Origin of the sequence: Pontibacter ruber, from assembly GCF_023630205.1 — a bacterium.
Lineage (GTDB): Bacteria > Bacteroidota > Bacteroidia > Cytophagales > Hymenobacteraceae > Pontibacter > Pontibacter ruber.
This window is the reverse complement of the sequence record NZ_JALPRR010000001.1, coordinates 951,575-973,986: the sequence shown is the minus strand read 5'-3', so window position 1 is coordinate 973,986 and position 22,412 is coordinate 951,575. Positions and strand designations below refer to the sequence as shown.

25 protein-coding genes and 1 tRNA gene are annotated in these 22,412 nt (G+C 49.4%); 11 read left to right on the top strand and 15 right to left on the bottom strand.

The window, feature by feature from the left end; all coding sequences use genetic code 11:
* Positions 1 to 50: 50 nt before the first annotated feature.
* From MJ611_RS04320 to MJ611_RS04305, 4 genes are all read right to left on the bottom strand, one after another.
* Positions 51 to 368, bottom strand: coding sequence for a thioredoxin family protein (locus MJ611_RS04320; protein WP_250428281.1), 318 nt, complete (start codon positions 366 to 368; stop codon positions 51 to 53).
* Positions 369 to 517: 149 nt separating this feature from the next.
* Positions 518 to 1,243 carry a DUF3891 family protein gene (locus tag MJ611_RS04315; protein ID WP_250428280.1) on the bottom strand — a complete coding sequence of 242 codons (726 nt, stop codon included), beginning with the start codon at positions 1,241 to 1,243 and terminating at the stop codon, positions 518 to 520.
* 118 nt (positions 1,244 to 1,361) lie between these two features.
* Positions 1,362 to 2,021 carry a BT1926 family outer membrane beta-barrel protein gene (locus tag MJ611_RS04310; RefSeq protein WP_250428279.1) on the bottom strand — a complete coding sequence of 220 codons (660 nt, stop codon included), beginning with the start codon at positions 2,019 to 2,021 and terminating at the stop codon, positions 1,362 to 1,364.
* A gap of 174 nt (positions 2,022 to 2,195) precedes the next feature.
* Positions 2,196 to 3,173 (bottom strand): NAD-dependent epimerase/dehydratase family protein, encoded by a 978-nt coding sequence (locus MJ611_RS04305; RefSeq protein WP_250428278.1) that lies wholly within the window; start codon positions 3,171 to 3,173, stop codon positions 2,196 to 2,198.
* Positions 3,174 to 3,575: 402 nt separating this feature from the next.
* On the opposite strand from MJ611_RS04305, the gene MJ611_RS04300 reads away from it, so the two are divergent.
* The 4 genes from MJ611_RS04300 (at position 3,576) to MJ611_RS04285 (ending at position 6,613) form a co-directional block, all read left to right on the top strand.
* Positions 3,576 to 4,733: a hypothetical protein gene (locus MJ611_RS04300; protein WP_250428277.1), complete on the top strand. Its 1,158-nt coding sequence runs from the start codon at positions 3,576 to 3,578 to the stop codon at positions 4,731 to 4,733.
* Between the two features lie 62 nt (positions 4,734 to 4,795).
* Entirely contained in the window at positions 4,796 to 5,992 is a 1,197-nt protein-coding gene (gene kbl, locus MJ611_RS04295; protein ID WP_250428276.1) for a glycine C-acetyltransferase, read from the top strand.
* 90 nt (positions 5,993 to 6,082) lie between these two features.
* Positions 6,083 to 6,373 carry a hypothetical protein gene (locus MJ611_RS04290; RefSeq protein ID WP_250428275.1) on the top strand — a complete coding sequence of 97 codons (291 nt, stop codon included), beginning with the start codon at positions 6,083 to 6,085 and terminating at the stop codon, positions 6,371 to 6,373.
* 36 nt (positions 6,374 to 6,409) lie between these two features.
* Entirely contained in the window at positions 6,410 to 6,613 is a 204-nt protein-coding gene (locus tag MJ611_RS04285; protein WP_250428274.1) for a PLDc N-terminal domain-containing protein, read from the top strand.
* A 100-nt stretch (positions 6,614 to 6,713) separates the two neighbouring features.
* On the opposite strand, the gene MJ611_RS04280 is transcribed toward MJ611_RS04285, so the two are convergent.
* From MJ611_RS04280 to folP, 3 genes are all read right to left on the bottom strand, one after another.
* Entirely contained in the window at positions 6,714 to 7,046 is a 333-nt protein-coding gene (locus MJ611_RS04280) for a hypothetical protein (RefSeq protein ID WP_250428273.1), read from the bottom strand.
* Between the two features lie 310 nt (positions 7,047 to 7,356).
* A complete protein-coding gene (gene cdaA / locus MJ611_RS04275) occupies positions 7,357 to 8,196 on the bottom strand; it encodes a diadenylate cyclase CdaA (protein ID WP_250428272.1) in 840 nt (279 codons plus the stop codon).
* Positions 8,193 to 9,050 carry a dihydropteroate synthase gene (folP, locus tag MJ611_RS04270; RefSeq protein WP_250428771.1) on the bottom strand — a complete coding sequence of 286 codons (858 nt, stop codon included), beginning with the start codon at positions 9,048 to 9,050 and terminating at the stop codon, positions 8,193 to 8,195. Before folP ends, cdaA begins: the two co-directional genes overlap by 4 nt.
* A gap of 44 nt (positions 9,051 to 9,094) precedes the next feature.
* Here folP and MJ611_RS04265 point away from each other — a divergent pair, with 44 nt between their 5' ends.
* The 6 genes from MJ611_RS04265 to MJ611_RS04240 all read left to right on the top strand — a co-directional run bounded on the left by MJ611_RS04265 (position 9,095) and on the right by MJ611_RS04240 (position 14,125).
* Entirely contained in the window at positions 9,095 to 9,640 is a 546-nt protein-coding gene (locus MJ611_RS04265; RefSeq protein ID WP_250428271.1) for a DUF1599 domain-containing protein, read from the top strand.
* Between the two features lie 127 nt (positions 9,641 to 9,767).
* Positions 9,768 to 10,859, top strand: a complete 1,092-nt coding sequence (locus MJ611_RS04260; RefSeq protein WP_250428270.1) for a BT_3928 family protein — start codon at positions 9,768 to 9,770, stop codon at positions 10,857 to 10,859.
* A gap of 22 nt (positions 10,860 to 10,881) precedes the next feature.
* Positions 10,882 to 11,589 (top strand): HNH endonuclease, encoded by a 708-nt coding sequence (locus MJ611_RS04255; RefSeq protein WP_250428269.1) that lies wholly within the window; start codon positions 10,882 to 10,884, stop codon positions 11,587 to 11,589.
* A gap of 8 nt (positions 11,590 to 11,597) precedes the next feature.
* On the top strand, positions 11,598 to 12,659 hold the full coding sequence (locus MJ611_RS04250; RefSeq protein ID WP_250428268.1) for an ABC transporter permease: 1,062 nt from the start codon (positions 11,598 to 11,600) through the stop codon (positions 12,657 to 12,659).
* Between the two features lie 257 nt (positions 12,660 to 12,916).
* Complete coding sequence (locus MJ611_RS04245; RefSeq protein ID WP_250428267.1) at positions 12,917 to 13,426, top strand: shikimate kinase; 510 nt, start codon at positions 12,917 to 12,919, stop codon at positions 13,424 to 13,426.
* A 90-nt stretch (positions 13,427 to 13,516) separates the two neighbouring features.
* Positions 13,517 to 14,125, top strand: a complete 609-nt coding sequence (locus MJ611_RS04240) for a sterol desaturase family protein (RefSeq protein ID WP_250428266.1) — start codon at positions 13,517 to 13,519, stop codon at positions 14,123 to 14,125.
* Between the two features lie 90 nt (positions 14,126 to 14,215).
* Here MJ611_RS04240 and MJ611_RS04235 read toward each other — a convergent pair whose 3' ends face one another.
* Positions 14,216 to 14,386, bottom strand: coding sequence for a hypothetical protein (locus MJ611_RS04235; RefSeq protein ID WP_250428264.1), 171 nt, complete (start codon positions 14,384 to 14,386; stop codon positions 14,216 to 14,218).
* Positions 14,387 to 14,720: 334 nt separating this feature from the next.
* Here MJ611_RS04235 and MJ611_RS04230 point away from each other — a divergent pair, with 334 nt between their 5' ends.
* On the top strand, positions 14,721 to 16,013 hold the full coding sequence (locus MJ611_RS04230; protein WP_250428262.1) for a hemolysin family protein: 1,293 nt from the start codon (positions 14,721 to 14,723) through the stop codon (positions 16,011 to 16,013).
* A gap of 166 nt (positions 16,014 to 16,179) precedes the next feature.
* Here MJ611_RS04230 and MJ611_RS04225 read toward each other — a convergent pair.
* From MJ611_RS04225 to MJ611_RS04195, 7 genes are all read right to left on the bottom strand, one after another.
* Positions 16,180 to 16,253 (bottom strand) — tRNA-Asn (locus MJ611_RS04225).
* A 134-nt stretch (positions 16,254 to 16,387) separates the two neighbouring features.
* Positions 16,388 to 16,795, bottom strand: coding sequence for a hypothetical protein (locus MJ611_RS04220; protein ID WP_250428260.1), 408 nt, complete (start codon positions 16,793 to 16,795; stop codon positions 16,388 to 16,390).
* Positions 16,788 to 17,645, bottom strand: coding sequence for a 3-hydroxyacyl-CoA dehydrogenase NAD-binding domain-containing protein (locus MJ611_RS04215; protein WP_250428258.1), 858 nt, complete (start codon positions 17,643 to 17,645; stop codon positions 16,788 to 16,790). The genes MJ611_RS04220 and MJ611_RS04215 overlap by 8 nt, the downstream gene beginning before the upstream one ends.
* A gap of 95 nt (positions 17,646 to 17,740) precedes the next feature.
* Positions 17,741 to 18,769 carry a phenylalanine--tRNA ligase subunit alpha gene (gene pheS / locus MJ611_RS04210; protein WP_250428256.1) on the bottom strand — a complete coding sequence of 343 codons (1,029 nt, stop codon included), beginning with the start codon at positions 18,767 to 18,769 and terminating at the stop codon, positions 17,741 to 17,743.
* A gap of 170 nt (positions 18,770 to 18,939) precedes the next feature.
* Positions 18,940 to 20,508, bottom strand: a complete 1,569-nt coding sequence (locus MJ611_RS04205) for an alpha-amylase family glycosyl hydrolase (protein WP_250428255.1) — start codon at positions 20,506 to 20,508, stop codon at positions 18,940 to 18,942.
* 44 nt (positions 20,509 to 20,552) lie between these two features.
* Positions 20,553 to 21,428 carry a hypothetical protein gene (locus MJ611_RS04200; protein ID WP_250428253.1) on the bottom strand — a complete coding sequence of 292 codons (876 nt, stop codon included), beginning with the start codon at positions 21,426 to 21,428 and terminating at the stop codon, positions 20,553 to 20,555.
* An 84-nt stretch (positions 21,429 to 21,512) separates the two neighbouring features.
* Positions 21,513 to 22,301 (bottom strand): bestrophin-like domain, encoded by a 789-nt coding sequence (locus MJ611_RS04195; protein ID WP_250428251.1) that lies wholly within the window; start codon positions 22,299 to 22,301, stop codon positions 21,513 to 21,515.
* Positions 22,302 to 22,412 lie beyond the last annotated feature (111 nt).

The following is a 22,412-nucleotide window of genomic DNA, read 5'->3' as shown; positions in this document are numbered from 1 at the left end:
TCAGCTGCTGCAGAAGCGTTCTGTTTAAGTATAAACTATACCCGAAATAATTAAAGGAGCTTGTTTAACATGCTGCGAAGTGCCTCTTCGGTAGAGATGATGCCGCAATCAAGCAGGGTACTGTCTTTGTAGATGGCAAAAAAAGGAGTGCCCGTCATTTTCACTTCTTTCTGCGAAACGGGGTTTTCTTTGGCGTTCATCCGGACAAAGGTAATATCCCTGTAAGCGGGTTCTGTGGCTATCTGGGTGAATTTCGGGGATAAGGCTTTGCAGACAGGGCAAGCCTCGTCGGTAAATTTTACAATTACCCTGTGCCTTTCAAAGATAAGCTGTCTTAGGTGGTGATCGTTGGATTCAAGTATGGTCATTGGTTTCTATCAAATATAATTGCAGGTGCTGGTTAAAGTATAAAGAGTGCCTGCCTGCTGCATTGTAGACGTAGAATCCGGAATATAGGTTAATACACACGCGCTAATAAATGGGCGCTAAGAGCAAAGTATAATGCATTATAGAGAAGTCACTTTCGGAGTAACCAGGTTTTACATTTTACTTTGGTCTGGTAAAGCGCTTGGGCCAGCTCATCATCGTTCTTAAAGTATAGCTGCTGCAGCGTTCTGTATTCTACCTGTACTTCCAGTTTGTCCGGGGTAAAAGGCCAGGGTAGGATTTGCAGTGTCTCATCTGCCAACTTTTTTATAAAGTATACTTCACCGTCAGGGCCGGCCGTAATCTCCAGCGCTCGTTCATCGGCGGGTAATTCGTTTTTGCAAAGTATAAGCGAGAGGCGGTCGCACCACTGCAGCACTGCGTATGCTTTTTCTGCTTCCTCCTTTTTGATTTTCAGCTCCCGGCGGTAGTTCTTTTGCAGTTCCTGTTGTTCATCCAGAAAGAGGTCCTTGTCTTTGCTATTGCCGCGCTCGCTCTCGTAGAGGTAACTCATGTGCATGGAAGTAAGCAGCGCTGCCCATCGGCTCTGGAAACGAACTGCGCGCATTAAATCTTTTGCCTGATCTATGGTAACGGGCAGCAGCGTGAAGTCGGCAGGCGCACCCGCCTTGGTTAGTCCGTCCTTTCCCTGCCACTGTTTTTGGCGGTCGTCGTGGTTGGCAATGGCAATGATGGTTTCGACCCAGTAGCGGGATTGCAGCTCCGGTTTGAGGTGGTAAGCCAGTTGAGCCGCCAGCACCCCATGCGCCTGCTGGTATATTACTTCCCAACCTTCAGGTATAGCATTAACGATCATGATGTTTGAGTTATACTTTGCTCCAGTATAAACTGCTTTTGCAGGGCAAGGGTTAGAAACAAAAAAAGCTCCGTGCTAATGTTTAGCAACGGAGCCGTTAGAAGTTGTTGTTGCGCTGTTAGAAAACGAAGCCTAAGCGAAGACCACCATTGGTAAATGTATTAAAGTTTATGCTGTTTCTTCCTTCAATGGTACGATCTTCCAAAAAGTCTTCCTTAAAATCTACTTTTACATCCTGGTAGTTTCTATAAGAAATACCTGCACCAAACTCAAAACCTACATAAAAGTTCTTCAGAAGATAAAGGTCTATCCCCGCAATTGCATTCAGACCAACACCAACGTTAGCTCTATTCGACCCTCCTTCGCCAAATGCTCCCTTTATAGATTTAGTCTCATCCTCGTATTTACTGTAAGTATAAGATAAGGGAAGTTCTGCGCCCATATAAGGAGACAAGCGCTTGGTGCCAGCAAAATGACGCTCAATACCTGGAGTAACTCCTATGGTACCATAAACAGCAGTTACTTTATCAGCGGGATGATCATTGTTAAAATTAGCACTTAAACCTAACCGTACTGCTTTAGTATCAGTTGTAAACTTACGAAAGGCCAGTTGGCCACCTTTTAGAAAAGTGCCATAAGAAAAGTTAAAACCTACCTCGGCTGTTCTATCACCTGCAACAGGTTTCAAACTAACTGTGGAGGTGGAGAGGGTATCTTGCGCCTGAGCTGAGAAGGTGGCTATGAAGGCAAGTGCTACTGTGAGTAGTGTGTTTTTCATACAAATTTGTTTAAGGTTGGATAAAATGAATGATGATCACACTAGAGCAATAATTATTCCAAATATAGTATTAAGTTAATATTTTTTTGTTTAGGTGAATTAAAAGGTTGGTAAAATAAAAAAGGGTGAGGCCACTGGCCTCACCCTTCCATACTTATACTTTATACTTACTGCCTACGCCAGCGTCTGCTCTTCCTTCATTTTCTTCAGGTTCAGGAGCATGTCCTCAGTCATGGCATCCAGGTTGTAAGCTGGTTTCCAGCCCCAGTCCAGCTGGGCAGCGCTGTCGTCTATGCTTTGCGGCCAGGAGTCAGCGATCTGCTGGCGTGAGTCCGGCTTGTAGGTGATCTCAAAATCAGGGATGTGTTTCCGGATGGAGGCGGCGATCTCTTTTGGCGAGAAGCTCATGGCGCTCAGGTTGTACGAGCTACGTACTTTTACCTGCTCTGCCGGCGCATGCATCAGGTCCAGGGTAGCTTTTAGGGCATCCGGCATGTACATCATCGGCAGGTAGGTGTCCTCGCTCAGGAAGCATTCGAACTTCTCGCTCTCCAAGGCTTTGTGGTAGATATCTACAGCATAATCAGTAGTGCCGCCGCCAGGCAAAGCTTTGTAGCCGATCAGGCCAGGGTAACGGAGGCTGCGCACATCCAGGCCATACTTCTCGAAGTAGTACTCGCACCAGCGTTCACCAGCCTGCTTGCTGATGCCGTACACCGTGTTCGGGTCCATGATGGTGTGCTGCGGCGTGTTCTGGCGTGGCGTGTTCGGGCCGAAAACGGCAATAGAGCTTGGCCAGTATACTTTCTCTACTTTCTGCTCCAGGGCCAGGTCCAGCACGTTAAACAGGCCGTCCATGTTCAGGCGCCAGGCAAACTTCGGGTTCTTCTCACCAGTGGCCGACAACACGGCAGCCAGGTGGTATATCTGCTTAAATTTATACTTAGAAGCTAATTCTGCCAGTACCTTCGTATCCAGCACATCCACTTTCTCAAAAGGGCCTGAATCGCGCAGATCTGCCTGCTTAGGGGCCGAGATATCGGCGGCTACTACATTCGATCCGCCATACATGTTGCGAAGCTCAAGGGTGAGTTCTGAGCCAAGCTGTCCGCAGGCACCAATTACCAATACCGTGTCACTTGTGTTTGCCATAGTTAAAGAAATCTAATCCTCACAAAGTAACCGATTTCAGTGCAATAGTGAAAGTATAATTGAGAAGAAACATGATGGGAGCAGAAACAGGTTGGAAAGGTGCAAAAGAGAAAACGCCTGCCACACAGCAAGCGTCCTCATCCACTAATCTAATCTAACCTTTATCACCTTGCGTGCAAAGGTAGGGCAGCAGTTTGGGCCGGAGAAGAGGCAAAAGCAGATTTAACCATTTGATAATGCAGGCAGGAGCAGACAGAAAGCAGACCACACGCTGTTTCAGGCGCCCGAATTTTCTATCTTTGTAAAGTATAGCGTTTGTATCTGGCTTAGCGATGGCCTGAAATAGGCGCCAGGCCCGTACATTTGCGAAGAAAAAGAAAGCAGGCACAGCGCAACTGAAGCATGACGTTTGAAGAGTACCTGGTAAAGAAACGGATAAGCAAGGCTGCTTTTAAGGCAGAAGACCCGGCTCGCTACAAAGCCTGGGAGCAGATGTATGCGCAGATGCACCCCAACAGCTTTTATATGGCCGTGAAGATGCTCATCAACGATGTGCGGATCCGCTACCACCTGCGCGAAGAAGACGTGCCGAAGCTGGTAACCACAGCCGCTCCACGACCAGCCGTAGCCAGACGTGCCGCGCCGCCTGCGGCCCCTCCTGCAGAAGCGGGCTCTGCTGCAGTGCCTGCACCCGGTGTTCCACAGGAAACATCTGAGCAAAAGCCAGTTGTGCCTGCCGCAGCACCAAAGCCAAGACCAGTGATTGCACGCCCCGCTGCCCTGCAAAAACCAACAGCGGAAGGCGAAGCACCTGCCGGCGAAAAACCAGCAGAAGAGGCTGTTGCTCGTCCGCGTCCGGTTATCAAACGACCTGTTATACCCAAGCCTGCCGCTGCGCCATCAGCTGATACGGCTGCGCCAGCGCCGCAGGAGCCTGCTGCAGAAGCAGGAGCAGAGGCAGCTAAACCTGCTGCCCGCCCGAGGCCGGTAATTAAACGCCCGGCTGCACTGCAAAAACCAGCAGGAGAGGACGCAGCGGAAAAAACGGAAACACCCGCAGCCGCAGAAACACCTGAGGTACCGAAGGCACCGCGACCTAGACCAGTGATCAAGCGCCCAACAGCCTTGCAGAAACCGCCACAGGAGCCGGAGCCTGCTGCCCCTGCAGCACCGTCAGAAGAAACAGTGCCAACACCGGCTGCTGAAGAGGCGCCTAAACCACCACGTCCGCGTCCGGTTATCAAGCGACCAACTGCGCTTACCAATCCGGCAGAGCAGGAGGAGGTAAAGCTAGCAGAGGAAGTGCCGCCGCAATCGGCACCGGAAGCAACTGCCGCGCAGGAAGAAAAGCCGAAGCCGCCAAGGCCTCGGCCTGTTATCAAACGTCCTGCACCACCTGCTGCAGCACAAACACCGGTACCGGAAGTAGAACCGGAAACAGAGAAGCCACTGCAAACAGAAGCACCAGCACCGGAAGAACAGCCAAAGCCGCCGCGTCCGCGCCCGATCATGCGCCGACCGACCAAACCGGATGAAACAGGCGACGCAACCGGCGTTTAAGTATAAATTTATACTTTAGAGAACCGAAAACGAGTAACGAATAACGATAGACGAAATAACTCATGTACGAAACCTTAAAACCTGATTTAGAAAAACAGCTTGCTGAGATACAGGAAGCTGGCTTGTATAAAAAAGAGCGTATCATCACCACGCCGCAGGGTGCCGACATTGATACCACACAGCAGGCACACGTGCTTAACTTCTGCGCCAACAACTACCTGGGCCTTTCTTCGCACCCGAAGGTGATCGAGGCAGCCAAGCATGCTATTGACACGCACGGCTACGGCATGAGCTCCGTACGCTTTATCTGTGGTACACAGGACATCCACAAAGAACTGGAACGTAAGCTGTCGGAGTTCTTAGGAACAGAAGATACTATACTTTACGCTGCTGCTTTCGACGCCAACGGTGGTGTATTCGAGCCTTTGTTCGATGCCGATTCAGCGATCATCTCCGATGCCCTGAACCATGCTTCCATCATTGACGGTATCCGCCTGTGCAAAGCGCAGCGTTTCCGTTACGAGCATAACAACATGGCAGACCTGGAGGCAAAGCTACAGGAGGCGGTAAACGCCAACACCAAGCACCGCATCATTGTAACAGACGGCGCTTTCTCGATGGACGGCACCGTGGCGCAGCTGGATAAGATCGTGGAGCTGGCTGACAAATACAGAGCACTGATTTTAGTGGATGATTCGCACTCAACCGGCTTTATGGGCAAGACAGGTCGCGGCACGCACGAATACCACAACGTGATGGATAAAATAGACATCATTACCGGTACGCTGGGCAAAGCCCTGGGCGGTGCCATGGGTGGTTTCACGTCAGGCAAGAAAGAGATCATCGACATGCTGCGCCAGCGCTCGCGTCCGTACCTGTTCTCTAACTCGCTGGCGCCATCTATTGTAGGTGCTTCTATTGCCGTGCTTGATATGCTGCGCTCCACCACCGAGCTGCGCGACAAGTTGGAGTGGAACACCAAGTACTTCCGTGAGCAGATCACTGCAGCTGGTTTCGACATCAAGCCAGGCGACCACCCGATTGTGCCGGTAATGCTGTACGATGCGCCGCTGGCGCAGGAGTTTGCTGCCCGCATGCTGGACAGAGGCATCTACGTGATCGGTTTCTACTACCCGGTAGTGCCTAAAGGTCAGGCGCGTATCCGTGTGCAGTTGTCTGCCGTGCACGACAGGGTGCATATCGACAAGTGTATTGCTGCTTTTACCGAAGTAGGCAAAGAGCTGGGTGTAATTCAGTAAGGTTATACTTTGCAACGTATAGAAAAGCCACTCCCGGTTGGGGGTGGCTTTATTTTTATGTACCTTAGTATAACAAAAACGAGCAGAAGTATGAACAACATAAAGATAAAGCCGGGGCAGGTGTTGCTGGGTACGGTGCTGTCCTGGTTCGTGATATCGTTTCTGGCGTACACTACTGCTGATATGCGGGGCGAGGCTAACATCATTTATACTTTGATGCAGATCGCGTTTTACTTCTCGTTGCTGTTGTCGGTAGAAGCGTACCTGAGCATGCTGCTGAGTTGGGAGTGGTTCCGGTTTAATATCGGCACCATTCTGTTGCTCTGTGCGCCCGCCTTGCTGTACCTTGCCTGGTTCCTGAGCAACGTGCTGTTCGGATAAACTATTCGCTTATTTCATACATAGCCTGCTGCATCCATGGATTATCCTGTCTCCTTCAACTTTATTTTTATACTTGTTGCCGTCTACTATACTGGCGTTATCCTGACCATTGCCCATCTTATTTTTAAAACAGATTATGTGCTTACCGAGCGGCTGTTGTGGATGGTGGTGCTGTGGGTTGTACCTGTGGTGGGGCTTTTGGCTTACTGGGTATACTGGAACAGAAGGAAGAAAGTATAAAGTATAGCTGCAGTATTGAACAATGTTCGGATTACTGCAATAAAAAAAGCCTCCGCTTGTGCGAAGGCTCTTTTTGCCCCTTTATGTATAAGTTGATGGTTTACTTGCCGGCTGAGGCATCCTTGCCAGCCTCGTCCAAAAGAAGCGTGCCGCTCTGGCCGGCTGCATTCGTCAGGCTGATCTCGTATAGAGCCTTCGCTTTTGCTCCCTTCTCCGGCTTCACTTTATAGATATCACCTACAGTCCAGTCTTTATATGTTTCGTGCGACAGCACGGCTTTTACCGGCTCCGGAAGCTGCTCCTGCGTTACTTTCTCTTTGTTGGTGTCCTGCTGCGTTTGCTCGGTTGCCTGTGTTGCTGTCTGAGCATTGGCGTTGATGGACGTTACCCCTAGTAATGCGATAGCTGCCGCTATAAATGTTGCCTTTTTCATGGTTGTGGTTTTTGTGATTGAGAATGTTTACAGCTAACCATTAAAGCAGAACCATGCCAGAAAGCAGTTTAAAGTGTAAGTTCCTTATAGGCAAGCGTTTAAGTAAACAGGAGGGATTTGAGAAAGTGGGGAATAAGTGTGGGAAGTGTAGCCTGTATTCTACACATTGTAGTATAATCTCCCGGAAGCATTGTAGCTATAGTTCTACCGTGACCGGCAAGTATAAAAGACTGCTAAAACGAAAGTGCTGCAACGGAAATGATTTTCTGCTACAGCACCCAGGTGATATTATTTTCAGGTGGTATAAACCTTACGCCGCGGTCACCGATTTTTCGGCAGGTGCAGCTGTGGCCTTCTGGTCGGTATCGAACAGGAATTGGTTTAGCTTAACGCGCAGGTCGGCAGAGGAGAGGTTGCGGAATACTTCGCCGTTGCGTACCAGGGCAATCTGGCCGGTCTCTTCCGACACGACCAGCACCACGCTGTCTGTTACTTCAGACAAGCCAATAGCAGCACGGTGGCGCAGACCCATAGAGGCAGGTATGTCGGTGTTCTCGGTAACCGGCAAAATACAGCGGGCTGCCTTGATACGGTTACCCGAAATGATCACGGCACCATCGTGCAGCGGGCTGGTCTTGTTGAAGATCGACATGAGCAATCGCTTTGAGATCACCGCGTCGATCAAATCGCCCGACTCGGCATAATACTTCAGTTCGGAACTTTTAGCAAATACAATAAGAGCCCCGGTGTTCTTGCCGGCCAACGATTTGGCAGCTTCAATAAAAGGGGTGAGGCTGAGTTTTTCGGTTTGTTCACGGCGCCACGGAAAGCCCCAGAACCGGTCGTGGTTGAGGGCCGTGGTTTTACCAATGAGCAGCAGGAAACGCCGGATCTCGGGCTGAAACACAATGATAGCTGCCAAAACACCCACACCCATGAACTGGCCAAGTATGATGCTGAGCAGTTCCATGCCCGCCGCCCTTACCACCAGGTATAAAAGATAAATTGAGAGCAGACCCAGGAAGATCTTCAGCGCCACGCTACCAGTAAGCAGCTTGTACAGTTGGTACAGCAGCACAGTAACGAGCAGAATATCGATAATGTCGAGCAGCTCAATCTCCAGAAAACCCAGTGTAAATAAAAGAGTCAAAGCGTTGTTTTCGTGTATAGTTGTACGGTCTGTTTAGTTTCTTTTACGTCGTGCACCCGCAAAATGGCGGCACCCTTCATCAAGGCAATAGTATTAAGCGCAATGGTGCCGGCCAATGCTTCCGACTGGTTAATGCCCAGGTACTTATAAGTCATGGATTTGCGCGAAACTCCTACTAGTAAAGGCAATTCAAGTATACGAAGTTCCTCCAGCCGGTTCAGTAACTGAAAGTTCTGGTCAATTGTCTTGGCAAATCCAAAGCCGGGATCGAGGATAATATCCTTCACGCCGAGCTGTGTAAGTATGGCTACCTGCTTCTGCAGTTCGTCGAGCACATCCAGCACCACATCCTCGTAATCAGTCAGGGTGTTCATGGTTTGCGGCGTGCCGCGCATGTGCATCAGGATGTAAGGCACCTGCAAGCGGGCTACCATTTCATACATGGCCTCGTCGAGGTTGCCTGCCGAAATATCGTTGATGATGGAAGCGCCAGCGTTAATAGCTGCCTCTGCTACCTTTGCCCGGAACGTATCGACTGAAAGTATTGCCTCCGGAAAAGCCTGCATGATGGCCTCTACAGCCGGCACTACGCGGTCCAGTTCTTCCTGCTCCGATACCTCCGCTGCGCCCGGACGGGTAGAGTAACCGCCGATGTCCAGGATGTCGGCGCCTTCGGCCAGCATGGCTTCGGCTTTTTGCACGGCTTCGCTCACAGAGCTCAGGCGGCTGCCTGCATAAAAAGAATCGGGGGTAACATTGAGGATGCCCATCACCTGCGGCGTGTCGAGCTGCAGGATTTTTCCGCGGCAGTTAAGTGTGCTTTTTTTTCGAAAAAGCTTATCTTTCGATTCCAATGTTGGCATTTCCGTCAATTGATTCTAAAATTAAAGTTAAAAAGTTGATTAGTCAAACACTCCAGGAATATAATCAGGTAGTAACGCGCTGCAAAGATACCTTCGTCAAAAAAACCATCGACTACGGCACCGCCTGGCGTGTGCTGCGGCTGCCTTCCATTACTGATCAGATCTTTATCAAGGCCCAGCGCATCCGTTCCATACAGGAGAAGGGCGTGCAGTTGGTGGAAGATGATATCCGCGACGAGTTTGTAGGCATTATCAACTACTGCGTGATCGCGCTGATGCAGATGAACCTGCAGGACAACCAGGAACTGACGCTGTCGGCAGAAGAGGTGGAGCGCATGTACAGCGAGCAAATCGAGGAGAATATTAAACTGCTGAACGCCAAAAACCACGACTACGGCGAGGCCTGGCGCGACATGCGCGTGAGCTCCATCACTGACATTATCCTGATGAAGCTCTACCGCACCAAGCAGATCGAAGACAACCAGGGCCAGACGCTGATCTCGGAAGGCGTAGAAGCCAACTACCGCGACATGATCAACTACGCCGTGTTCGCGCTGATCAAACTGGGCTTTGCGGGATAACCTTCCCCTGACCCCTCCTAAAAACAGGAGGGGAGAAAATCCCCTCTTGAGAGGGGTAGGGGTGTGTTGGATGCACAACTATAAACTTTCTAAATCTTTAACTCTCTAACTTTCTAACTCAGAAGGTATGAAATACATAAGTAAGTTTTTCTGGCTCTTTGTAGGGGTGCTCTTCATCTTCTCGGGCCTGATCAAGATCAACGACCCGGTAGGCACGGCCATCAAACTGGAAGAATACTTCGAGGTATTTTCGGAAGACATTTCGCCGCTGTTTTTGTCGCTGAAACCGGCGGCGCTGTTCCTGTCCGTTTTCCTGAGCGCGGCCGAAATCGTGCTGGGTGTGGCGCTGCTGATCCGTTGGAAACTAAAAGAAGTGCTGTGGTTGCTATTGGCCATGATCGTCTTCTTCACCTTCCTGACGTTCTACTCAGCCTACTTCAACAAGGTAACCGACTGCGGCTGCTTCGGCGATGCCATTAAGCTGACGCCTTGGGAGTCGTTCACGAAAGACGTGGTGCTGCTGGTGATGATCGTGGTGCTGCTGTTCACGCGCCGCTACCTGCAGCCGCTGACCAGTGCCACCGTGGGGGCTACTGTAACAGCACTCGTAGCTATACTTTCGGTGGGCATTGGCTGGTACGCCTACGAGCACCTGCCCTACATCGACTTCCGCGCTTACAAGATTGGCAACAACATCCCGACGCTGATGAAGCCATCGGCCCCACTGAAGTATAAATACATCATGGTGAAGAACGGCGAAGAGCAGGAGTTTGAAGAATATCCAACGGACCAGAGCTATACTTTCAAGGAGATGGTAGCGATCAATCCAGAAGATGGCCCGAAGATCACGGACTTTAATGTATGGAACGACCAGGGTGACTTTACACAGGAGGTGCTGTCAGGCAACAAGCTGATCATTGTGGTACACAATACCACCAAAGCTAACCGCGATAATTTTGACAAGATCAACCAACTAGTGAAAGCTGCAGGGCAGCAGGGCATAGCACCTGTAGTTTTGACTTCAGCCAGCAGCCAGGAGTTCGAGGAATTTCGTCATGAGGTAAACCTGGCAGCCCCATACTTCTTCGGCGACGGCACGGTACTTAAAACCATGATCCGATCCAACCCGGGCCTCATGCTGCTGCAAAACGGCACCGTGAAAGGCATGTGGCACCACAACGATACGCCGGGGATGGAAGAGGTGAAGGGGTTGCTGTAACACTAATCCTAGCGATATAATCATGCAATCAATTCAGCCAGGAGATATAATTTCTTACAATGAGATGTGCCTTTCAGAGGGCTATTCTCTGCAGCGCGGAATGAACTTCCAAGTAAACGGTAAGACAAGTGTTATATTGATGTCTTTGCGTAAAGGAGCACCTTATGCTGATAGATTGGAAGATGATGGTCAAGTACTAATTTACGAGGGGCATGACGTTCCGAGAAATGAAGCGGCTTACCCTAAGTTGGTCGACCAGTTGATGATTACTCCTAAAGGTGCTTTAACTCAAAATGGGAAATTCTTTCAGGCTGCCCATAATTTTAAAAATAGTGATTCAGAACCTGAACTAATAAAGGTGTATGAAAAGATTAAAGATGGAATTTGGGTGTACAATGGTGTTTTTGAACTCATTGATGCTTGGCAAGAAGAGTCAGAGAATAGAAGCGTTTTCAAATTTAAGTTAAGAATATCAGATAAAACCATCTCGGAGAAAGCTGAGAGAGCAGATGAGCTTAAAGATCTAAATCATAATAGAATGATACCTACTTCTGTTAAATTGGAAGTATGGAAACGTGATAAAGGTAAGTGTGTTGAGTGCGGGAGCAGTGACAATCTTCATTTTGATCATATTTTACCATTCTCAAAGGGTGGCACATCCCTTAAAATAGATAATATCCAGCTGCTCTGTGCTAGGCACAATCTGCAGAAAAGCGACAAAATAGTTTAACACAACAAATGAAATTCCTTGGATTTATACTTAGCCGGCTCGGGCATGGATTGCTGATATTGATGGGAGTGCTGGTGGCAGTGTTTTTCCTGTTCAACGTGCTGCCCGGCGATCCGGTGGCGTTGCTGGCGGGCCAGCGCTCGGACCTGAGCACCCGCGAAGCCATTACGAAAGACCTGGGCCTGGACAAGCCGTTACCAACACAGCTGCTTTACTACATGAACGATGTATCGCCGCTGTCGGTGCACGAGGATACGGAAGCTAACCAGCAGAAGTATGAGTACAGCAAACTTGTTGACTTAGGGGAGGATGCCTTGGTGTGGAAGACGCCCTACCTGCGCCGCTCGTTCCAGACCAATAAAAATGTAACCGACATCCTGCTCGACCACTTTCCGGGTACGCTTTGGCTGGCCTTGGCTGCTATGCTCATTGCTACTGTGTTCGGCATACTATTCGGAGTACTGGCATCGCTGCGCCCGCATAGCACCTTAGATCATACATTGGTTACTTCATCGGTGCTTGGCATTTCGGTGCCCTCGTTTGTGGCGGCCATACTTATAGCCATCACCTTTGGCTTTTACTGGAGCAGCTGGACCGGCCTCAGCCTGACAGGGCAGCTCTACGAGATCGATCCGTTTGAAGGTAAAAAGCTTATGCTGCGCAACCTGCTGTTGCCTGCTATTGCGCTGGGTATCCGTCCGCTGGCCGTGATCGTGCAGCTTACCCGCAGTTCCATGCTCGATGTGATGTCGCAGGACTACATTCGCACTGCCCGCGCCAAAGGCCTGGACCGTTACCATGTGATTGTGGGACATGCCCTGAAAAATGCGCTTAACCCAGTGGTTACGGCAGCCTCGGGCTGGATGGCTTCGCTTATGGCGGGTGCCTTTTTCATCGAGTATATCTTCAATTGGAAAGGGCTGGGAGCAGTTACCATTCAGGCAGTGCAAAACCTTGACTTCCCGCTGGTAATGGGAGCCACCCTGTTTGTTGCATTCCTGTTCGTACTTATCAACATCTTTGTAGACCTGCTCTACGCCGCCCTTGACCCACGCGTAAAAGTGGAATAAGCCTTGAAGTAATTATGAATGATGAATGCTGAATTATGAATGAGGTTTATAGTTCAGCATTCATCGTTTTAAAGGCATCTCTTAATACCTTTGCCCTTGTTAGTGTCCTCTAAGTGTTCGTCGCGATTTGGCCCTTGTTGGTGTCTTCACCAACAAGTTATACTTCACCGGCCGTCGTGCTTGCTGGTGAAAACACGCAGCGATCGCTTCTGTAGTCATTCATAATTCATAATTTCTAATTCATAATTCCACAAGCTATGCGCATTTTCCTGGTTGGCATGATGGGCTCCGGTAAAACCACTTTAGGGCGGCAACTGGCAACTCAGTTAGGTTATACTTTCGTGGATCTGGACGAGTACATCGAGCGGCGGGAAGGCAAAAGTATAGCGCAGCTGTTTGAGCAGGAAGGGCAGGAGCAATTCCGGTTAAAAGAACGACAGGCACTGGAGGCGGTGGTGCAGGAATACGACCAGGCAGTGATCGCTACGGGTGGAGGGGCGCCTTGCTTCCTCGATAACATGCAGTTTATTAACCGGAGCGGGAAAAGTTTTTTCCTGGATGTGCCCGTTGAGGAGCTTGTAAATCGGCTTTTAAACTCTGATTTGTCGGTGCGTCCGCTGCTTGCCGGTAAGTCTACAGAAGAGCTTAACCACTTCATGACCAAAACATTGAGTGAACGACTATGGTTTTATAGGCAGGCGCATTATACTTTATCGGGAAATATTCAGACCTCAGAGGCTTTATTGACGTTAATAAACTATATATAGTCTATCCCGTTTATGCCCTAGCAAAGCAGATACTCCGTGCTTTATTTTTTAAGTAATATTGCAGCCGAATACATATAGCATAAATAAGATATGAAACCGAACCACAAAGGACGCGCACAGATATTCCGGAATCCGGTTCTGGAAAGACTGACAAGAACGCACATTGCCCTTCCTATTTCTATTTTCATCGTTATCGCTATCGGGCTAATTTATTACGGCATCACGCACAGCTTTATCAACGTGCTGGAGGCCATTGGCTTCTTTCTGCTGGGCTGGCTGATCTTCTCGCTGATCGAGTACCTGGCACACCGCTTCGTGTTCCACATGGATACCGATACGCCTGCCAAGGCTAAAATACAGTACACGTTCCATGGCAACCACCACGAGTACCCGAAAGACAAAGAGCGACTTGCCATGCCGCCTATCGTGAGCTTACTGATTGCTTCGTTCTTTTTCTTTGTATTCAAGCTGATCTTTGGGCAGTTTGTATTTGGTGTTGTTGCAGGCTTGCTGTTTGGCTACGCCATGTACCTGTTTGTGCACTACGCCGTGCATGCGTATGCGCCACCTAAAAACTTTTTGAAAGAGCTTTGGATTCACCACAGTATCCACCATTACAAAGACCCCAATGTGGCTTATGGCGTGTCGTCGCCGCTGTGGGATTATATCCTGGGTACCATGCCGAAGCGAAACAAATAGTTGTAGAAATATAAAAGGGAGCTATCAGGCTCCCTTTCTTTTTGCTGTCTGCATAAACTAAAAAGGAGCCTGTTTGGGCTCCTTTTTAGTTTATCTTCTGAGTTTGCGGAAAAGCCAACCCACCAGCAGTACTATGAGCACGATTATGATAAGCGCCGTCCACATGCCGGCTTCGAAGATGTCGCCTATAAATTCGCAACTGCTAAGCGTCACGGCCAGCAGCACAAATAATATGGAGAAGTATGTTCTGATATTTTTCATAGTTGTAAGGTTATCGGTTCAAGCATCAGATCGGGTAGCTTAAGTATAAAGTTGTTACAATCATCCGCTTATATGGCAATATTACCATGTATAAGAAGATACTGCATTTAGAATGAAAAGGTTAAGAAGGAGGCATGAGAGGAAGTATAGCTCTAGTTGGTTCTGCCTGACTGCAGCACCTCCAGATCAGGAGGAACGTTGGGCCGATTGCTGTCTCTTGCTTTACCCCGTTAAACGAGTAGCAGCAGAAGCTTGCTTTAAGTATAACCAGTAAATGACTGCAGCATTGCATAGTATTTCCTACCTTTAGTGCATATACTTTTTTAGTGCATAAATGGAAATTGTTGTTCTGTTTCTCTTAACCATGCTGAATGGCTTTTTTGCCCTCTCGGAGCTGTCTATTATTTCTGTTAACAAGAACAGGATGGCGCAGAGAGCCAAGCAGGGAAACAAAAGAGCACAAACGGTACAGGGGCTGCTCGAAGAGCCGGAGGACTTTCTTTCTGCCATACAGGTGGGCATCACCCTGATCGGGATCATATCAGGCGCTTATGGTGGGGCTGCACTTTCCGATGACTTCAACGTATGGCTTTCAGGGATAAATTTTCTGGCGCCTTACGCTAATACACTCTCCATCATCATTGTAATCGGCCTGATCACCTACTTTTCCATAGTGATAGGGGAGCTTATACCCAAAACAATTGCCCTTGGTAATGCCGATGCCATTGCCCTGGCCGTAGCCCCTGTCATTAAGGTATTTACCACGCTTACCATGCCTTTGGTGAAGTTGCTTTCCGGTTCTACCAACTTTGTGATCAAGGTAGTAGGTATAAAGGAGCCAACGGAGGAGAAGATGTCGGAGGAAGAGCTGCGCCAGATCATTAAAACAGCCGGCAAGCAGGGCATACTGGCAAAGGAAGAGATACAGTTGCACCAGAATATTTTTACTTACTCCGAGCAACGGGCCAAAAATCTGCGCACGCACCGCAAAGAGGTAGAGTTCATCGACATCAACCAGCCTTTGGAAACGATAAAAGAAATCGTTCATAACAGTGCCCACTCCAAGTTTCCTGTTGCAGATGGCAATTTCGACAACATCATCGGCATCCTGACTGCCAAGAATTTTTATGAGAACCTGCCCTTTAGCGATCCTGAGCAGCTTCGGGCCATACTTTATCAACCGATCTATATTCCGGAAGCCATGCCGGCCAGTGCGGTACTTAATGTATTCAAAAAACAAAAGCATTATCTCGGTATTGTGATCGATGAATATGGCACCATCGAAGGCATCATTACGCTGCACGACATTCTGGAGGCCATTGTAGGCGACCTGCCTGACCTGGACGAGACAGACGAACCTGAAATAGTAAGAAGGGATGATGGCTCTTACCTGATCAGCGGCTCTATCGAGGTGCGTGACTTAAACCGGGAATTGCGGCAGGATTTTATCCGCCGGGACCCCGACAATTACGCCACCCTGTCAGGCTTTATTACTTATACTTTGGGCAGATTCCCGACCACAGGCGAGAAATTTCAGTACCACGGATTTGAAGTAGAGGTAGTCGACATGGACGGGGGGCGCATAGACAAGGTGCTGCTGACGCAAATAGAAACCCCGACTGAGTAAGCCCGAAACTGTAGCGTAAGTTAAACTGATATGTTCTGATCCTTCAGGAGCCTCTGAAAAGAGTTTCTGGAGGATTTTTTTATAATGTCTAACGAATGAGGGATAAATTGTTAGCTAACGGAATAGGGCAAAAACAAAAAAGCCACTCATTTCTGAGTGGCTTTTGCTCTCCCTCCTGGGCTCGAACCAGGGACCCTCTGATTAACAGTCAGATGCTCTAACCGACTGAGCTAAGGAAGAGTGTTTTGGTTATTCGCTGGCAGTGCGCCGTTGAATTATGATGCAATATTACAGCAGCTTTCGGGATTATGCAAGTGTAGGCTCAAAAAAATCTTTAGAAATAATTTAAGTTTCTGTAAATCAATCTGAAAAAATTAATTGGTGATATACAGTATAGAGCCGTCCAGCGAGGTTCGGTATTGTTTTAATCCATAAACTGCCGGTCCGCTCATCACGCCACCCTGAAAATTGAACTGCGAGCCGCAGCATTTGTCAACGATAAACAGGTTAGACTGGTCAACTTCAACCGCGCAATCGGGGTTGTAGGGGCAGGCCCGCTCAAAAGCTAAGTATAAATTGGCATGCTGGCGTACCACAATGATGCCTTTGTAGCCCTGCGTTAAGTATGCGTAGCCGCCGTCCTGGCGCAGCTTCGGGTACTGCAGGCTGGTAACGTTGATCTGTTCGCTTACCGGCACATTGGGTATGCCCGGGCCTTCATCGCTGTCGCTGCAGGCAACAGCAAAGACGAGCAGCAACAGGAGCGGCAGCAGCCTACTCATAAGTATAAAAGCCTTTGCCGGACTTGCGCCCGTGGTGGCCGGCGTCCACTTTCTGCTGTTGTATGCGGCTTGGTCTGAATTTCGGATCATAATGGAAAGCCTCGAACATAGAGCTGGTTACCGAGTAATTTGTATCAACACCGATCAGGTCCATCAGCTCGAAAGGGCCCATCTTAAAACCGCTGGCCTGCATGAGCTTGTCTATGGTCTGCACATCGGCAACACCTTCCTCAAGCAGCTTAAGCCCTTCCACGTAAAAGTGGCGTGCTACCCGGTTAACGATGAAGCCTGGAGAATCTTGCGCCATCACCGGCTTTTTGTCCAGCTTCAGGGCCAGCTGGCGGATGGTTTCAGCTACTTCCGGCGATGTAGCGGCACCGGAAATCACTTCTACCAGCTTCATGATGTGAGCCGGATTGAAAAAGTGCATGCCCACCACACGCTCCGGGTTCGGAATACCGGCTGCTATGCGCGTAATCGGAATGGAGGAGGTGTTGGAAGCAAAGATCGTGTCGGGTGAGTTTACCGCATCCAGATCCTTGAAAATGCTCTGTTTTACCTCCAGGCGCTCTACCACCGCCTCGATGATCACATCGCAGCTGAGGGTAAGGGTATCACCCGTGAAGGAGAGGTTAGCAAGCGTCGCCTGTTTATCAGCATCGGTCAGTTTGCCGCGCTCCACACCTTTGCTCAGGTTGCTGGCGGTAGTAGCCTCGGCTTTTTGCAGTATCTGTGCATTAATATCGAACAGGATCGTTTTATAACCCGCCTGTGCACAGATCTGCGCAATGCCCTGCCCCATGGTGCCGGCACCTACTATCCCTATCGTCTTGATATCCTCGAACCTCATAGTTTTAATGTTGCTTCTAAAAAGAAGAGTGAATGTTTTGCTATACTTGTACGGCTAAACATTCACTCATTCAATTATTCAGTCATTCAAAATTTCTAAATAACTCCTTTAAACTGTCGCAGGAAGCGCACGTCGTTCTCGGTGAACAGGCGCAGGTCCCGGATCTGGTATTTTAGCATCGTGATGCGCTCTATACCCATGCCGAAAGCAAAGCCGGAGTATACTTCCGGATCGATGCCGCAGTTGCTGAGCACGTTCGGGTCTACCATGCCGGCACCGCCGATTTCTACCCAACCCGACTGCTTACAAATGTTACAGCCTTCGCCTTTGCAGATAAAGCAGGAGATATCGATCTCGGCGCTTGGCTCTGTGAACGGGAAGAATGACGGACGGAAACGGATACGTGTATCCTGCCCGAACATTTCCTTAGCAAAGTAATAGAGCGTTTCCTTCAGGTCTTTGAAGCTGACGCCTTTGTTTACGTACAGGCCTTCTACCTGGTGGAACATCATGTGCGCACGGGCAGAAATGGCCTCGTTGCGGTACACGCGGCCCGGCATGATGCTGCGCAGCGGCGGCTTCTGGTTTTCCATCAGGCGCACCTGCACGTTGGAAGTATGGGTACGCAGCAACTTATCGCGGTCTTCGCTCAGGAAGAACGTGTCCTGCATTTCGCGGGCAGGGTGGTTCTCCGGGAAGTTTAGGGCAGTGAAGTTGTGCCAGTCGTCTTCAATTTCCGGGCCATCGGCCACGTTAAACCCGATTCGCTCGAAAATGCGCACGATCTCGCTGCGCACCAGCGACAGCGGGTGACGCGTACCCAGCGTATTCGGTACCGGAGGCAAGGTAAAATCAAAGGCAGCTTCTGTAGCAGTACCTGCAGTGGTGCTGGACAGTTGTTCCTGGGCCTGGTCAAAGCGGGCCTGCGCCAGGTTCTTGAGTTGGTTCAGCTCCTGGCCTACCTGGCGGCGCTGCTCCGGTGCAACCTGCTTTAAATCATCAAAAAGCGAAGCAATTGCCCCTTTACGGCCAATGTAGGCAATACGGAACTGCTCCAACTCGGCAGCGTTTCCGATCTGCGCTGCCTCTATCTCTTGTGCTACTCTTTGTATTTTCTCAACCATAGTATGCAAAGATAATAATTTGCGAAATCTTAGCGGTTGTTTTGATTTCATTAATCAGGCATGCTGAGTATCAGGAGACATTCAATACAGTAGTAGCTTAAACAGAAAATGGTAGCGTGTGAGGTGCGTTTATAACTGCTTGTTCTAACTTATAGGATGTGTTTCGCTGTTTACAGTATGCTTACCTGAAACAAATGAAATTTCCACGGCCCAAGATCTACATATAGTCCTGTATCGCGCATTTCGCTTCCGCTTCGGTCGTAGGATTCACCTGAGAGCGCATCCTTGAGACGCCACTGCTGATCTCTCAGCTCATCCCACGGCACATGAACCAGTGCCTGGGCGGCGTCCTGCCCGAAATTGATAATGATGAGATAGCGCTCGTCACCTTTGACCCAGCACCAGGCCAGCACATGGAGGTAGCTCTGGTTATCGGGCCAGCCGCTCCGCTCACAAAGCCGCCATTCCCCATTTCGGAACACGTCATGGTTCACTCCCTGGAGCAGGTGCTCGTAGAAAGCAACCAGTTCCTGGTCTACAGGTTCTTGCGGGCGGCGGGAGAGAAATACTGGCAATCTTATCTTCCGGCCTTCAAATTGCCCTTCGTGGATCAGTTTCGCGCCAGGCAGGGTTAGAATTACGGCAGCTGCAGCGCGCCCTTTTCCATTCTCAAAGGTTTTGGCAGCCCTTGGCTCGTCATGGTTCTCTATAAAACGCACACTTTTCTCCTGGTAAGTATAGTCAGCCAGCAGGTGTTGGCGTACACTTTCGGCATCCTGGTGCTCCATCCTGTCATAGAGTTTCTTGTCGTAGCAGAAATCAAAGCCCAGTTGTTGCAGTTGCCACTCCAGGTCCCAGTAAGCTTCGGCTATAAATTTGAATTCAGGCCATGTAGCTTTAATGGCATGTATGATCGTTGCCCAGTACTCATCCGCGGGCTTTTCGCCTGCCCGACTTCCCCAGGTACGCTCAAAAATGTGGTTGAGCATGAGCATCGACATGTCGCAGCGGATACCGTCACATTGTTCGGCAACCTCCAGCAGCGTGTTTATCACAGCTTGCCGGAGCCCTTGGTTAAACGCGTTGAGCTGAATTACATCAGGCCAAGCCGGGAAGAAAGGATCGCGGCCGCAGGCGAATACAATGCCAGCCTTCTCCATGAAGGAGGCCGGGTCTTTTTCCATATCGTCTGCGTTGCCCTGCACGAAGTATTCGGGGTGCTCGGTAACCCAGGGATGGTCCGGCGCCACATGGTTGGGGACAAAGTCAAGTATAAGCCGCAACCCGCGGGAGCGTAGCATTTCACGCGCGGCTGAGAGCCCTTGCGGGCCGCCAAGGTTTTCGGCAACTACGTACCGACGCACGCAGTAAGGGGAGCCAACATTGTCTTCTGCAGTAAAGTCTGGCAACGCTCGTTTGAAATCTTCGAGCAGTCCCTTGTTCTGCATAGAAATCTCAATTCCTGCCGGGCTACGTTCCCACACGCCCATTAGCCATACAGCGTCAAAACCCAGGGACGCTATCTTGTCCCATTCCTCCTCAGGTACTGTGGCCAGGTCGATGCTCTGGCCGTACTTCAGGCTCAGCTCTCTTAGCCACACCCACGTGTTGATTTCGTATATGACCGGATGTTTGGGCCAGCGCTTTACTGCTTCTGTTTTACCTTGCATCGTCTCACTGGCAGGGCCGCCCTGTCCGGGTTCGATGTCAATGCTATTGTATGATTCCTTTAGTGCCATGAGGTTATGTGTTTTGATTGATGATTTTGATTTTCAGGTATAGTTCAGGTATTGGGATGGGTAAGGGGCGGCGATGGCTTTTGATGTGCAAGCCATTTCAGGTAAAGGATCGTGGTCAGGATGCTGAGTAATAAGTATAAAACGACGGCAGCAGGTACCATATCGTGTACCTGAAGGTTGGCGCTGGCAATGGCAATGGCAATCCCTGGGTGGCGGGAGGAGGTGGCGACAGCAAGTATACCCCGATCTTGTTCGGCAGGTCCCCCCAGTAAGTGCCCCACTATGCTGCCAACCACGATAAATGCGAGAAAGGCCAGTGCGGTGCCGTTGCCAATCAGTTGCCATATGGATGGAAACATTACCACGACTAAAGGCAAAAGTGCCAGTAAAAGCAGCACCATCCCTGTTTTTTTAACAGGTTCTGCTATTCTACCTGCAAAGGAAGGAGCAAAGTGCCTGATGCTTATGCCAATAAACATGGGGAAGACCACGGTAATAAGTATGGAAATAATGATGCTCCGCAGCGAGGTATGAAGGGGCCTGTTTACCACAGCTTCTAACAAGGCCAGTGAGAAGGGAATCAGCAGAAATGAAAACAAGGAAGCCGCAACCAGCAACCCTATGATGTACTCCTCGTGTTCACTGGCCTTGGAAATAGTACCAGGGAAAAGCGGCGGCACCGGAGAAATGGCCAGGGCAAAGAGCGTAACTCTTATCAGGGGCTCAAAATGAAACAATGACACAAGCATGATCACGAACAGCGGCATGAGCACGTTCATGGCCAGCAGCGTACGGAAAAGCTTTCGGGGGTGACGGAACAGGTAGAAGGCTTCCGCAACAGTAGCTTTCAAGCCATAGCCCAGCACCAAAAGCAATACACTTACCACCAGCACCAGTATGATAATTTCTTTGATAGTCATGTGAGGAAGTCAGAATATAAAGTTTAAAGCAGTACGCTACATCATGTGTTTCACCGGCTCAGGTGGAGGCGTTATACTTAGTTTTCAGGGTATATCTTCCTGCATCATTTCATACAGATTTTCTAACGGTAACTGACTCACCCGGAAGAGACTATAACCGGTAGTGTCCATATTGGCGATCATCACGATTACCATAGCAAAAGCAGCAGCCAGTAATGGTATATCAAAAGATCCACGGATTTTAGTCGTTCCAGCCTGGTACCCTATAGCGAACATACTTAATGTAAAAAGCAAATAGAGCGAAGCCCACAGAACTCCCGGAATTTGGAAAACAAGCGCAACCGTTTCTCTTTCACCGGAAACATCGATCACATCGTTCACGGAGCTAATAACTAATGCCCTGATTTGGGGGTCTATCTGTACCTGGGCCAGCGACGTTACCTGGTTCCAGAGCAAGAGGTGTATGGTTCCTAACCTGTGCAGTACTTTGTCAGCGTCGGATGGCTTTGTTAATTGCAGCAGCAGGCTTACGTATTCCCGGTAGAGTTTGCGGACCTCCTGCTTCTGAGGCTCGGGTATAAAACTGGTGCGGAGGTAACTGGTTCCGATGGCATTTGCCTGCCGTATGACCAGTTCTTTCCGGTCTGCAAATCTTGATGAGGTAATGGAGAAGGTAAAACCCAGTATAAAAGCCAAAAGTGCCAGCATGGCACCTACTTCAGTGCTGATAACACTATCCGGCGTTTCTGAACCCTTTTTCTTTTTTAACCGTGCAAGCCAGGAACCTACCTCGGCAGCTAATACCCCAAGTATAACAGTCAGGCTGAACAGGGCCCACCCTGGAATAGAAGTAACTAGTGAAGCTATGTCCATCTTGCCTGATGAATTAAGAAGATCTTACCAGCTAAGGGTACACTTTATAGTTTTACCGGCATTTATTTATCCTGAACTGCTATACTACATTGGTCTATAGCTGGTACATTA